Raw genomic sequence first — 13,579 nt, 5'->3', positions numbered from 1 at the left:
TGCCCTGCATCGAGCTCGCCGGCATCCTCGTATTCGCCTACCTGGACGCCGACCTGCGCACCGTACGGATCTCCATACACCTGGACACCACCCACAAACAGTTAATACGCGCCGACGGCACACCCCCCCCCTCCAGGTCGAGATCGACGACACCACCATCTTCGACAACCACACCCCACCACCGGCCCCGCCAGAGCACACCAGGTGAAGGACGAGCATTCAGGGCTTCACCCGCCGCATCACGCCCCGGCAGCAGAGACAAAACAAGAGGGTCGACCACCCACACATGGCGGGACGGGACCCCCACCCCCTACATCAGCACCGCCTGGCAGAACCTGACCCACCACGCCACCACATCACTCACCGACGGAACCAATCCTGACCACAGGCTGCCTCGGTGTTGTCGACGAGCCAGGCCATCCACCTCGTGTGGTCCACGGGCATCGCCCACCGCCGCATGACTACCTCAAACCAGGTCTTTCGCAGTCGGGTTGTGGCAGCCGTTCACCTGATGGGGTGAACTCACCGTCGCTGAAGGGCAGTTGTGCCGTAGGTAGTGGCAAGTTCCCTGCTGCACGTCGGTGGCTCATCACTGGCGTCCGCCTCATGCCGCTTCCGGCGGAGCAGGAGCAAGCTGCGAGAGGTCCAGGCGCCACCGAGGCGCTGTTGGGGCTGATCGTTCTTCGGACGCTGGCCGGTGGACCGTACGGGGCGAGGACCGCCGCACACCCTCAGAGGGTCGGCTCGATTCCTCGTCGGCACGAGAGGCTTTTGCACTCGGGCGCGTGACACGCTCCCGATGGTCGGGAGTTTCTGTGCTCGCCCGGGACGCTCCGGGTGGAAGGACATCACCATGGCCGTGAAACGGTCCGACGACATATACCCGCAGATCGGCAACGCCCTCTGGGCCGGTCGTCTGGCGGACGCAATCGAGAACACCTGCGCGGACTACGAGGTCGTACCGCCTCCGCGGCAGGCGATCCTCGAGGGTCTGGCCGCCGCGCTCCCGGACACCGAGATCAAAGCCCTGATCGCCACCCAGCGCGGCAGGAAGGTCCTCAAGCCCACCGTCTGCCGGCCCGCGAAGGCTGGCGACGAACAGGTGCTCCTGCTGACCTGCGACGTCCACGGCGCCGCGGTGGTTCCGTGGGACCTCAACGACCGCACGGCCATCTGCTGGTCGTCGCCCACTCCGGAGGCCGGCCAGCGCGTCAAGGATCTCGTCGCCGTAGAGCTGGCACTCCAGGACGCCACGAAGAGCGCGAAGTCAGCCGAGAAGGAGCGGGAGGCGCTGCGCCGGGCGCCCGGGGACGACACGTATGCGTCGCAGGCGTTGGCGGCGGCCACGCAGAAGCACCAGGACGCCATCCGTCACCTGCACGAGCTTGAGGCCGAGAAGCACGCTCTGCTCGCCGCGCTGGGCCACCGGCGGCCGCGCCCGGTGGTCCGCGCCGTCCATGAGGACGGACAGCCGAAGGCGGCGCTCACGCTCGCCGAGCAGCCGTACGCGGTGGCTGTGCACATGCAGCGGTACGCCGCCGACAACCTGAGGCGCGCCGGAACGAAGCGCGGGTACGACCTTGCCGAGTCCCTCGCGGACGCGGGCCAGCTTTCCAAGGGCATGAACGTCCTGCAGCAGTGGCAGATCACCCACGCCGACAACACGGTGTCGAAGCCGTGGCGGCTGGCTGCAGTGACGGGGAACAACCGTGCGCTGGCCCGGTTGGATGTCTTCCGGGTACGCCCGGAACACCTGGTCATGGGCATGCCGCAATCTCTCGTTCCCCTGCCGAAGGACAAGAAGGACGGCCCCGAGCCCCTGCTGCTGAGCCTGCGGGAGATCCTGAACCGGCTCTCCGCCCGGCTCAACCGGGATGGTGCGAAGCCGGAGACGGAGGCGACCGACCCGTCGCTCCGGGCGGCGAAGATCGCCACGGTGTCCGCGGAGATCGTGATCGGCTGTACGAATCCCGAGGCCATGGAACACGTCCTGCGGGCCCTGAACGTCAACGATCACCTGCGCGGCATCCAGCCCTACGACGAGGACGCGCGGCTGATCGCCCTGTTCGCGACGCTCATCGACGCCTACACCAGGGAGTCCCTCCTCGCGGACGCGCTCGCCGAGGCGTTCCCCGACGCGCGCGGGGCGGACCTCCTCGATCTGACGGGGGTGCGAGACGCGCTGACGGTCAACGGGTCGCTCGATCCGCTGGAGCCGCTCGTGCCCGCGGGCGCCGACGTCTCCCCGGTCGTGCTGCGTGACATCGCGGTGCAGGCCATCACCGCGCTGGTGTTCCCCGGGATTCCGCCCGAGGCACCGCAGCAGGCGAACGGGCGCACCGTCCGCGACACCGGGCGGTTCTGGCCGGTCGTCAGGGGGACGCTGCAGGAGCCGGCGTGGAGCCAGATCCGGGCGAAGGCAGCCGAGGGGCGCATGCGTCTGTGGTCCGCCGCCGTCGCGCAGCTGTTCGTGCACCGGGGCAACATCCTCTCGGCCCTCGGCCTCTTTGGCACCACGGAGACCAAGGAGGGCGCCGGACAGGATCCGAGGCCGCTCACGGAGCTGCTTCTCGGGGCGGAGGCCGGTGACGCGACTGCCTGGACCGCCCTGGTCCGGCGGATGACACCGGCGCTGATCCATGCTCCGCAGCCGTTCATCACCCCGGGGCAGGGCAGCGAGGCCAGCGATGGCCGCAAGGGCGTGCGCCGCACCCCCAAGAGCGCCCTCGCCGCCTTGACACTGGCGTACACGGTGGGCGCGCCGGGTGTCAGCCGGGCTCTTCTGCTCGCGTTCGCGAAGGCAGTGCTGGAGCACCCGGACGCGCCGCGGCCGCCCGAGCCGGACGACGGCACGCCCCTGATCTGTTACGGCGAGCAGCACTGGGCCGAGGCAGACCGGACGGCGATCACCGCAGGGATGGTGATCGCCCCTGACACCGAGGGCCGGCCCACCCGCTACGTCGCCGATAAAGCGTGGTTCGACGAGCTGTTCCCCGTGAGCCTCGGCACCCCGGCGCCGACCGCTTCCGGGAACCCCGCCAACGCGCCTGCGGGCGCCGGGAACACCGCGGACGCCGACGCCCCGCCCACCGCGCACGGCGAGGCGGCCGCCGACCCGCGCGACCAACTCGCCAAGCTGCGCCGGGAGCTGCCGGCGCGGGTCGAACTCGCCGAGGAGAATTACCGGAAGGCGGTGGACGCCGCCCACGCCCTGATGACGGACTTCGAGCAGGCGCACCGCCTGCGCGTCCAGCTTGAGGAGGAGTCGCTCCCGGCCGAGCGGCGGATCGAGTGGATGGAGAAGCTCTCGAAGGCCCGGGCCGCCGCGCAAGCCAGCGTGACAACCCTCGAACAAGTGGAAGCACTGATCCTCAAGGTCTGACCGGTCAGATCGAGCACGGGCGGGGCCCTCCGGACGGTCGGGGGCCCCGCCCCTTGTCCGCGCTGGTCGAACGCATCCGTCAGGTGCCCTGCAACCCGCACATCACCATGGCCGAGATCCTCGCCCCGTCCTGCCTGCGCGACACACCGGTCCCTGGAGGCCCTGCACAGCTGCGCCGGATGCGACAGCTGCCACTGAGATCCACACCGCCCTCTATCGAGGGGATACTTCGCATGATGACGACGTCCACGCAACGCCTCCTCGACTGCGCAGCGGCGGCACCGGCCAGCCACGGCGAGGACCTGGTGCTGCTCCTGCGCGAGGCGAACGCGCTGTACCAACAAGGACTACAGGAACTACACCGGGATGTGGCAGCACGTCTTGATGGGATGGTCACCGCGGACGTGGTGCGCGCCGCGGAGAGGGCCGGTATGCCCTGTGATGCCTCACAGAACCGTGACGAGGTGATCCTGCTGCTGGCACTGACCGAATGGGAAATGACGACAGCCGCCATGGCGTACACGGAGATGGTCGAAGACGCCGCACGCCGCAGTATCTGCCTGCTCCCCGAGGAGTAGGCCACAAGCCGCCGACCGACAAAGTCCGCCACGCGGCCGCCGGAGCCCACACCCCCGGGCATCTGGGCTTCCAGGACAGAATCTGCGGGACGAACCCTACGCCGAGCGTCCTGCCGTTCCTGGTGACGCTGAACTCGCTGCCCACTCCAGGCATTCGCGACGAGCATCACGCCGATCTCCACCAGAGCCAGCCCGAACTGTCCCGCAGCCTCATACGCTCGCGCCGCCTGCCAACCTCATTGCCGAAGCCGTCAGTTGGCCACGCTGAACCACCCCGGGCGCACCTCGGTCACAAGCAGCGGCAGCGACCGCACCGCGGCCCGCAGGTCCTGATCCGTGGCGTCAACAGGCGCCGGCAGGCTCAGCCCATACCCGCGCAGCCGCCAGAGATCGAAGACCTCCCTGCCGTCGGCTTCGAAGTCCACATCGACCTCGATGCCGTCCTCGCCGACGAAGCGGCAGCCCGCCCCATGAACCGTGTACGAATAGCCGGCCACACGCCCACTGCGGCCGATACGGCGCGAACGGGCCAGGCCAAGAACATCTGCCAGCCGCTCCAGAGAAGGGACCGCCACCCTCATGGCCTCATCGATCGCCTTCAGAGCGCGGACGTAACCCAGCACGAGGTCGCGAGCAGACCCAGCCTGTTCCATACGCCGCCATCTCCCCCGAGCCCGTGGCCGAAAGGGATTGTTCCATGAGCCGTCAACGACTCCGCCAGACGGCCACCTGAAACAACCAGTCAAGGGTCCCTTACTCCGCGGGCTGGACCCCCAACCGAAACTCCTGCCATTATTTGCTTTGTGATCCGGGCCGGCCGGCTCACAGCCGACAGGACGGACGGTTCAGCCATGGCCCCGCGTGAGCCTCGCCTGGCCGACGCCGCCGAGATCGCGGCCGAACAGGGCCTGACCCCCGCCAGGATCACCGGCCTCTACACCGGACGCACCAAGAACGCGGCCGGCGACCCCTTCCCCGAACCCGCCGGCAAACGCGGCCGCGCACGCCTGTGGGACCACGCCCAGGTCAGCGAGTGGTTCGCCCGCCGGGCGCCGACACGACTGGCTGCACACACACCGCCCTCCCTCGACCCGCAGACGCTGCTGAACGCCGCGGAAGCCTCGAGGTACCTCGGCTACAAAAACTCCAACCAGGTCACCACCTTCGTACGCGACCACCCCGGTTACTTTCCCCAACCCGACGTGGTCGAGGAGAAGGGCACAGCAGACAACCCCTACCGCCGCCAGCTCTGGAAAGTACAGACCCTGCAAGAGTGGATGGCCACCCGGCCCGGCCGCGGACGCCGCTCCGGAAACAAACAGGCACCGCCGCTACCCGAGGTCCCCCACGACGGCGACCCCAACGAACTCCTCGGAGCCAGCCAAGCCGCCGCCCTCCTCGGCTACAAAAGCCTCAGCTCCTTCTCCAGCAGCCTCGCCCAAGGCAACCTGCCCCTCCTCAAAACCACCGACGGCACCGCCCAAGAAGCCGGACGCCAAAACGGACGCCGACGCTGGACACGCCAACGCATCCTTGAGCAAGCCGCCCAACGCTCCGGGAAGTAGCACCCAGCAGTGCGCGAACCTTCCCTTCCACCCACCGCCCCACGAACACGGCCCCAGCAGCGGAAGTTGAACCTCCACCGACCGGGCGCCCCACGACGGCGGGCACGGCACAGCTCACCACCGCGGCGCTGCGGCACCGCAGCGCGCAGCAGCCACTGCTATGGCCGACCGGCCACCACCCAAGCTCTCCCGGCGCCCCGCCCCGCCCATGACGCCCCCCGGCCTGCCAGAGCCCAGGACCTCAGCGCCCTGGCGAACTGTCCTACGCCGCGCCACCCCGACCACCGCCCCACCACCCAAGGCGTTGCGATGCCGTAACCATGGTCGAGGCACTGTGGTCGGGAGTCTGGTCGAGCCCCGCTGCTCTCCTCACCAGCAACCCACGGCCCGACAGACCCCCCACCGGCCACGACAGAAGCTCTCTAGGAACGCTGGGAATGGGGCCCGCGTCGAATGACCCCGGCCCAGCCCTAAAGGGATCGGGCCATCGGGTCGTAGAGCCACACCCCGCCAACCCTCCCCTACGATTCGGGCACTTTCCCAGGACAACATGCCCCACACCCTGCACATCCAAGACGCCACCCCGCCGACAGACCTTCAGATCCCAGACCCGCGCCAAAGAGTGAAGCTGAAGCTGACATCGAGACATCAACAACGCTATGAGCAGGACGCTGAGCGGCGCTGTGATGCGCTGAACAGGCATCGTGCCTGCTGAAGGGCACCCACAGTGGGTGCGCGCCCCCACTGTGGAGCCACGTCGGAACCTACGTACCCGCCGGCTCATGCCCCAGCACGGACCGACACTGCCGTACACCGCCGCATGGATCCTCATCACCCTGGCAAGCGCCCCGGACGAAACCGATCTCGTGCGAGCCTGGACCACCGAGAACCCCGACCGCTCGCCAGGAGTGCACTACGACCAGTGGGACAAGCTCAGCCCCGCCGAACAGATACGCCGCCGTCAATGGTTACAACGCCACACCCACTCCCCCATCCAACTCCTGGACCTGGACCTGGACGTCGATCTCATCGAGAGCACCGGCCTCCACACCACCGACTGGGGTCCGCCTCATGCGGCCGGCTGACCACGGCAGTCCGCACGTACCCGGCAGATCAGGCTGCTCATTGGGATGCCCCAGGCCTGCGACCACGCGGGCTCGGGTGCCGGTGGCGCGGGCTGGGACCGTCCAGGTCATCGACTGGAGCAGCGTCCTAAGACGCAGGCGGCCGTGGGGGGCCACCCGCTCCGCGTCGGGCAGCAGGTGCTGCCGCTCGCCGCGGGGGTGCATCTCCTCATACAGCGTGCGGGCTCGTTCAGGGGTGGTGTCGGGCGCCATCCGGTGCCTCCTTGACGGGGTGGCCGGTGGAGAGCCGCTGGTGGGTGGGGAGGTCAATTTCCGCTCGCACCGTGGTGCCGCCGTCGTCGGCCTTGCTCTGCTCCCAACGGCTCGCCAGCTCTTTCACGATCAGCAGCCCACGTCCGCGCTCGGCCTCAACATCGGGACACTGCGCGGTGAGTCGGCGATGAGGGCCGCAGTCCTCGACGCCTACCGATGCCGTCCCGGCGCCGAGGCAGATCGACACGACGATCTCCGGGCTGCGGGTGTACGCCAGGGCATTGGTGGCCAGCTCACTGACGATCAGCTGCAGGTCCTGGCTGACAGCCTCAGGCACAGCCCAGTCGACCAGGGTGATGCGGACAAAGGCACGGGCCTCCCCCGGCGTGAGCTCGGAGCAGCCGGAAAGCCGCCGATAGGTGTTGAGCGACGGATCGTGGCGGGCCGCTTCGCCAACGGCGTCGTGCTCGGAGGTGGCAACGGTCTTCTGTCGGGGGTGCGGTCCAACCGCGCGGCCTCTGGGTGCTGAGGGGTGCATCATCCCAACCTCACCCTCGGCCCGGTCCACGCTTGGGCGCGGCCCTCAGAACTGGGCTCGTCGTGGAGGTACACGGTGAAGACCGAGGTGTTGAGCAGCCACGCACGCAGCGCGATCCGGTCGCTGTGAGCCCAGGCGATCTCCTGCTCCGCAGGAGCGATGACTCCGTTCGCCTCGCCACGGACTACCAGGTTCTCCACCGTGCACCAGCCGATCCGCCGGCGACGCGGGGCCTCGGGCGGGGCCAGGTCATACACCTCATGGACGACCAGCCAGCCGCACGAAGCAGTGAAACTGCCGAGGTGCGCGAGCCTCCGGGCCACTACCTGCGGGGCGGTGCTGCTGGTGTAGAGCACGACTCGGGGGCGGCCGGGCACGGCGCCCAGCAGGGCGGCGAGGGGCGCGGCGGGAGCTGCTGCGGGGGTGTCAGGCATCGTGCTTCAGCTCCAGAACATGGGAAGGGGAAGGCCGTTGGGCACACGCCCCGAAGCGCGTCGCTGGGGTGCCGTGCGCGGGCCGGGCGGGGAGTGGCGCGTCTCCATCCGCTGGAGTGGCGTGTTCATGGGTCGGGTTCGGCACGGGGTGCTCCCGGATCGTCCTGGTGGTCACTCCCAGACAACCGCCATCCGTTGGTGTGAGCTCAGGCCGATTTGCGGGCAACTCCCGTACAGAGACCGGACAGTTTTGCCGACACGGGAGGGTGCAGCAGGACTAGCCTCTCGTCCACGCTCAGTGCTCCGGGGGCCCCTTATGGACAGACAGCGCAACACCGTTCTTGAGGCGCTGATGGCCGCGCACGATTACACGCACCAGTCGCTCGCCGAGGAGATCAACAAGATCACGGCGCAGATGTACGGCCCTGGCAGCCCGCGAAAGTGCACCGACCGGCACGTGCGGCGCTGGATCAGCGGCGAGGTTCGCTGGCCGTGGGCAAAGTACTGTCTGGCCCTGGAGAGGATCTTCGGTCGTCCGGCGCAGGCGCAGGGGTTCGTACCGCGCGGCCAGAGCAGCACCCTCCTGCCCGCTCCCCCGCCGCCAGGGCCGCCAGCAGAAAGGGAGCAGCCCGTGCAGCGCCGCCAGTTCCTCGCCGCCTCGGCGGCCGCGACCGTCGCGGCGGCTCTGGGTATCGACGAGACACCAGCCCAAGGCCGCCTGTCCGTGAGCGACCTCCACCGCATCTATGAGCGCATCGGCCGGATGGACGCGCATTTCTTCTCCGTCGGCGGGCGCCCGCTGATCAGCGTCTCGCAAGGCTACATCGAGCGGCTGAGGGACGCGCTGGCCGGCTGCACGTACGGAGATCGCGTCGAACGGGGCCTGCACGGCGCGATCAGCAGCCTGTACGCCTGCGCGGGTTGGGCCTGCCACGACAACGGCGAACCCGAGCGCGCCGCATCCCTGCACACCGCGTCCCTGCAAAGCGCCCTGCTCGCCGGCGACCCGTCAGCCGCCGCGCGCGCCTGGTCGAACCTGGGGATACAGGCGAGACACGCAGGCCGCCACCGCGAGGCCGTCCAGATCACCCGGGCGGCCCTGGACAACCGTCGTGTCCGCAGCGCGCCCAGGATCGCCGCTTTGCTGCAGGCGCGCCTGGCCATCGGCCAGGCCCGCATCGGCGACCGCCCCGCTGCCGCCCGCTCCCTCCTCGCAGCTGAACAGGCCTACGACCGCATCAACTGCGCCGACCCGGCCCCCAGCTGGCTCGCCTTCCTCAATCCCGGCGAACTGTCCGGGCTCGCCGCCATCACCCACCAGGCCCTGGGCCACTACGGCCGGGCCGAAGCAGCCACCGCCCAGGCGCTGGTCCTGCTGCCAGGGTCGATGCGCCGCAACCACACCTACTACTCGGTACAACTGGCCGAGCTGCAACTGCTCCAGAAAGAGCGCGAGAAAGCCGCGGCCACCGCCGGCGGCATCGACCTGTCCTCTCTGGACAGCCGCCGCATCACCGACCGGCTCACCGCCGTCCAACGTGCCCTCACCGCCCAGGAGCATCCGTGAGCACTGACATCGTCATACGGCACTACGGCCGGGAGCAGGCCGCCGACCTGCGGCCCGTGCTGTTGGACATCTACGCCGAGGTCTACGCCGAGGCCGCCCGATCCGACCCCTTCGCCACTGTCGACCGCTTCGCCGAGGGCCTGGACGCGTGGAGCAGCCGGGCAGGGTGGACATGCACGGTCGGCTACGACCACGGCCAGGTGGTGGGCTACGCCTACGGCGCCCCGCTTGCCGCCGATAGCCGATGGTGGGGCGGCCTGCTCACCGACGTCCCCCAGTCGGTTATCGCGGAGACCGGCACCCGCACCTACGCACTGAGCGAGCTGATGGTCCGCGCCCCCTGGCGCAAGACCGGCGTCAGCCGCCACCTGCACGACGCACTGCTCCAAGACCGCGACGAGGAACGCGCCACGCTCCTCGTCGACCAAAGACACCCCAAAGTGCGGGCCCTGTACGAACAGTGGGGGTGGAAAACCCTCGGCGACCTACGCCCCCGCCAACAACACGCACCCCTCTTCCACGCCATGCTCCTCAACCTCCCCCCACACTGAACAACCCCACCCCCCGCACCAGCCCACAACCCTCCTCGCCCACACCACAAACACACTGACCGCATCGACACCAGGCTGCGAGGGTGGCGACTCAGAATGCCTCGCGCAGGTACGTCAGGAACTCGGCATATCCCCCTACAGCGCCCGCCCGCTCATCAACAGGATCCGCACAGCCTGGTCGCTACCCCTCGATCACTCCGGAATCCGCCGCATCTCCGGGCCGAGGCCCAGCGCATGCAACATCCACGCCAACCAGACCAGCCCCCTCCAGCCCCGCGGGTCTGAGTAGAGCGATTAGGGAGTTGGAGACGAAGGCGCAGATGGTGCGGTCTGGTCGGCGGGCTGGTCCAACTGCTGCTCCCGACGGCGTTGCTCGTTGCGAAGCGCCTCGACACGGCCGGTGAACTTGGCAAGGGCCGCGCCCTCTTGCTCCTCAGTGAACTGGCTGTACTCACCGATGCCGAGCATCACAGCGTTGAGCTCCTCCTCGATGGCATCGGCAGTCTGCCGCAGGAAGTAACTGCGTTCGCGGTACTTGTAGTAGCCCGTGAAGGCGGACGCGAGTGTGACAGCGAATCCCAGGACCACGACGGACACGCTCTGCCAATTCCATTCCTGCTGGCTGAGAGCGGCGATCGTTGTGACCGCGGTGGAACCAACCATGATCAGGGACTGCAAGCTGTTGTGGACACGACGGTAGTGGCGGCTCTCCCGCCCGTACTGGGCAACGACCTCGACCGTGTCCTCGCGGTACATGATTCGACGCTCCGTCAGCGACGGATGGGACCTCACACTCTTCCGGCGAAGGTCCTCCTGCCTGGATGCAAGACGGTCACGCAACTCCGCCAGGCTGTACCTGTAGCGGTCCGGCGGCGTGTACTCCCTTCCCTGACTGCCGAACCAGTCGATCCCAGAGATGTGGTTTACACAGATCATTGCGAACGTGAGGCCGCCGACGGCCAACGCTGTAGCAAGGAAACCCCTGCCGGCCAACAGCACGCCACGGTCGTCGGCGAACAGGGAGTTCCACGCGATGAGCGACGGGATGCTCACCAGTACTACCAACAGAGAGACCGCCAGCAGACGCCCACGTCTGCGTTTCCAGGCAACGTCCCGCTCCAGCTCCGCGACTCTCGCTCGTAAATCGTCTATCTCAGGCACCGATGGCCCTCCCCCGACCCGCGACCAACCCAGCACGTATATATCTGCCTTGGGACCGTATGCGGAAGGGCACGTCGCCTACCTAGGACCGGACATCCTTCGGTCAGCTTGGCTGACTACTGCCCGTGTCATCCGCGCAGTTGCATGGCCGGCGGGAACCCGTACACGTTCCTGTGGGAGGAAGAAGAGCGCCCAGCGACGACGAAGACGGTCCGAGCGGCCGGTCAGCCGACTCCGAGAGACGTTCACGCGTTCCATGGCACCATCACAGCCATGGGAAGAGCCTCACGCCGCCGTGCAGAACGCCGTGCCCGGACAACCGCACCGAAGACCACCGCAAGCATTCGTCCCATGACGCACGCTGACCTGACACGGGCCATGCAACTTCTGCAGGACGCCGTCGAACCACAGGACCCGGACGTCCTGAGCCTGTACCTGTCAGACCCCTCCCCGTCGAACCGGTTCGGCGCGGGCTTGGTGGCGGAAGTCGAGGGCGAGGTCGTTGGCGTGGTAGCCGGAGCGGGCATTCGCCTCCCCCTAGCCGGTCTGCAGGTATCACCAGAAGAGATCGCCAGGCGGATTGGCCTCCTGGACGTTCTCGCTGTAGACCGGGGCCACCGCCGTCAGGGCATTGGTGCGCTGCTGTGCGACTCCCTGGTGACGCAGTTCCAGGATGGAGGACACCGCCTGATGGTGGCGAAGCTAGCGACCGGGCGGCACGACCTTGTCCCCCTTTACACCAGCTGGGGATGGAAGATAGGAAAGCCCGGCGCAGGAGTGGCGGTCGAGATTGGTCCTCACCACTTGGCCATCGCAGAGGATCCTTCCACCCGCACAGCATGGGCCGCGCTCGCCCCGCAGGTACGTCCGATTCCGTCCGGGGCTCCCGGGATCTCCGTCCTGACCGGCATGTTCGGCTGAGCTCTCCGGGGCACCGAGCGGGGCGGGACAGAGAACCGCCCGTACCCATAACGGCGACGGGCCTCTAATCGGCGGGCGTCCACGGGCCGGGCGGGGTGGTGGACCTCTCGCCACACGCCCAACAGTCGAACTCCCCAGGATCCTCGAAGCGATTGTTCCAAAACCCGGTCCGCTCGCAGTACACAACGCATTCCTCTTCGCACCAACCGCACACGAACACGAACTCCACGCCGCGCCCCTTCCTCGCGTACGCTCATCACCGAACGGTGCACGCCCAGCGTGCCTTCGCCGAACGGCCCACGACAACGGGGCGGATCCGGCCGCAGACCTGCCACAGACCACTTTGAGCGGGGAATCAGCTGACTGAATTCGGCTAAGTACTCCCTGCCTCACACCGCGGTCAGCCATCATTCCGCCATGGAACCGGAGGCGAAGCGCAAGTTCGCGTGGGTGGCTGGGGCTACGGGAGCGGTCATCTTCACTGCCGCGCTCTTGTGGGGGCCCTGGGTCCTCGAAAGCCACCGGATCCGCGATAAGGACGGAAACCTCGCGCCCTCCGCCGGCATCATCATCACGGGGCTTCGCACTGCGCTCATCGCCATTGCCGGCGGCATCATCGCCAGCCTTGGCCTTTGGTACACACACAAGAGACACGAGCTCGACCAGCAGCAGTTCGATGCCAACCTCAAACAGTTCCAGGAACAGTTTCAGCAGTCGCAAGAGCAGTTCAGACTGGTCCAGCAACAATTCATGCATACGCAAAAGCAGTTCGAGTACGAGCAGGCGAAGGACCGTCAGGCGTCCGAGCAGGCAAGCCGCACGCGCATCACAGAGGGCTTTGTGACTGCCGTCGAACTGCTGGGCCAACCAAACCTCGCGGCAAGGCTCGGCGCCCTGTACAACCTCCAGCGCATCGCCAAAGAGTCACCCGAGGACCGAGCCGGCGTCCTGGGCGTTCTCCTGGCATTTCACCGACACCGGCAGGATGATGCCGCTGCCGCCGCCCCAGGAGCTCATGGCAGCGAAGACCTCACAACAGTGGAATGGATCATCGCAGCCATCAAAAACATGGACTGACAGTCAGGCCACGAGAACACGTACGTGCCGTGGTGCTGATACACCCCATCCGTCATCGCATCTGCGCGGTGCTCGCTGCGGCGCGCAGCGGCACACAAGGAAAGCCGCTCCGCGCTGTTCGTGCCGCTGACACGCTCCACAGCGACGCCCCTCACTCGCACGGCGCTTGCACCGGCCCCGTGTCCGCGCGGCGGCTGCGGGCCGCTCAGTGGCGGGGTTCGAGGCACCTGGCCAGCGCCCTCGGCGATCTCGCGGGCGCGGGTGTGAGGTTGCGGAAGGCTGATGACCGCGTGCACGGTGCTGCCTCCCTCAATTCGTCTTTGCTCCCACCAAGTGGCCAGCGCTTCGACGAGCAGCAGGCCGCGGCCGTGCTTGAACCGTTCCGGGTTCGGTAGGGACTCGATCGTTTGAGAGGATCGAGTTATGGCACGTCCTTCCCAGTACCCGCTTGAGCTGCGCCGTCGTGCG

12 protein-coding genes are annotated in these 13,579 nt (G+C 68.0%); 8 read left to right on the top strand and 4 right to left on the bottom strand.

The window, feature by feature from the left end:
• Positions 1-853 precede the first annotated feature (853 nt).
• Positions 854-3,382 (top strand): hypothetical protein, encoded by a 2,529-nt coding sequence (locus tag ACWFRU_RS41785; RefSeq protein WP_453694037.1) that lies wholly within the window; start codon positions 854-856, stop codon positions 3,380-3,382.
• Positions 3,383-3,615: 233 nt separating this feature from the next.
• Positions 3,616-3,960, top strand: coding sequence for a hypothetical protein (locus tag ACWFRU_RS41780; protein WP_453694035.1), 345 nt, complete (start codon positions 3,616-3,618; stop codon positions 3,958-3,960).
• A 251-nt stretch (positions 3,961-4,211) separates the two neighbouring features.
• Here the strand turns inward: ACWFRU_RS41780 and ACWFRU_RS41775 are convergent, their stop codons facing one another.
• Positions 4,212-4,613 carry a DUF6896 domain-containing protein gene (locus ACWFRU_RS41775; protein ID WP_453694033.1) on the bottom strand — a complete coding sequence of 134 codons (402 nt, stop codon included), beginning with the start codon at positions 4,611-4,613 and terminating at the stop codon, positions 4,212-4,214.
• Between the two features lie 198 nt (positions 4,614-4,811).
• Between ACWFRU_RS41775 and ACWFRU_RS41770 the strand changes: the two genes are divergently transcribed.
• Both ACWFRU_RS41770 and ACWFRU_RS41765 read left to right on the top strand, forming a co-directional pair.
• Entirely contained in the window at positions 4,812-5,525 is a 714-nt protein-coding gene (locus ACWFRU_RS41770) for a hypothetical protein (protein ID WP_453694031.1), read from the top strand.
• Positions 5,526-6,307: 782 nt separating this feature from the next.
• A complete protein-coding gene (locus ACWFRU_RS41765) occupies positions 6,308-6,610 on the top strand; it encodes a hypothetical protein (RefSeq protein WP_453694029.1) in 303 nt (100 codons plus the stop codon).
• Between the two features lie 229 nt (positions 6,611-6,839).
• On the opposite strand, the gene ACWFRU_RS41760 is transcribed toward ACWFRU_RS41765, so the two are convergent.
• Both ACWFRU_RS41760 and ACWFRU_RS41755 read right to left on the bottom strand, forming a co-directional pair.
• Positions 6,840-7,403: an ATP-binding protein gene (locus tag ACWFRU_RS41760; RefSeq protein WP_453694027.1), complete on the bottom strand. Its 564-nt coding sequence runs from the start codon at positions 7,401-7,403 to the stop codon at positions 6,840-6,842.
• Entirely contained in the window at positions 7,400-7,834 is a 435-nt protein-coding gene (locus tag ACWFRU_RS41755) for a hypothetical protein (RefSeq protein WP_453694025.1), read from the bottom strand. Before ACWFRU_RS41755 ends, ACWFRU_RS41760 begins: the two co-directional genes overlap by 4 nt.
• 316 nt (positions 7,835-8,150) lie before the next feature.
• On the opposite strand from ACWFRU_RS41755, the gene ACWFRU_RS41750 reads away from it, so the two are divergent.
• Together ACWFRU_RS41750 and ACWFRU_RS41745 are read left to right on the top strand one after the other, a co-directional pair.
• Complete coding sequence (locus tag ACWFRU_RS41750) at positions 8,151-9,401, top strand: twin-arginine translocation signal domain-containing protein (protein WP_453694023.1); 1,251 nt, start codon at positions 8,151-8,153, stop codon at positions 9,399-9,401.
• Positions 9,398-9,952 (top strand): N-acetyltransferase family protein, encoded by a 555-nt coding sequence (locus ACWFRU_RS41745; RefSeq protein WP_453694021.1) that lies wholly within the window; start codon positions 9,398-9,400, stop codon positions 9,950-9,952. Before ACWFRU_RS41750 ends, ACWFRU_RS41745 begins: the two co-directional genes overlap by 4 nt.
• A gap of 294 nt (positions 9,953-10,246) precedes the next feature.
• Here ACWFRU_RS41745 and ACWFRU_RS41740 read toward each other — a convergent pair whose 3' ends face one another.
• Positions 10,247-11,113, bottom strand: coding sequence for a DUF4231 domain-containing protein (locus ACWFRU_RS41740; protein WP_453694019.1), 867 nt, complete (start codon positions 11,111-11,113; stop codon positions 10,247-10,249).
• 351 nt (positions 11,114-11,464) lie between these two features.
• Between ACWFRU_RS41740 and ACWFRU_RS41735 the strand changes: the two genes are divergently transcribed.
• Complete coding sequence (locus tag ACWFRU_RS41735; protein WP_453694017.1) at positions 11,465-12,034, top strand: GNAT family N-acetyltransferase; 570 nt, start codon at positions 11,465-11,467, stop codon at positions 12,032-12,034.
• 417 nt (positions 12,035-12,451) lie between these two features.
• Positions 12,452-13,111 (top strand): hypothetical protein, encoded by a 660-nt coding sequence (locus tag ACWFRU_RS41730; protein WP_453694015.1) that lies wholly within the window; start codon positions 12,452-12,454, stop codon positions 13,109-13,111.
• Positions 13,112-13,579 lie beyond the last annotated feature (468 nt).

This window comes from Streptomyces sp. NPDC055099, from assembly GCF_053607685.1.
This window is presented reverse-complemented; position numbering and strand designations above follow the sequence as displayed.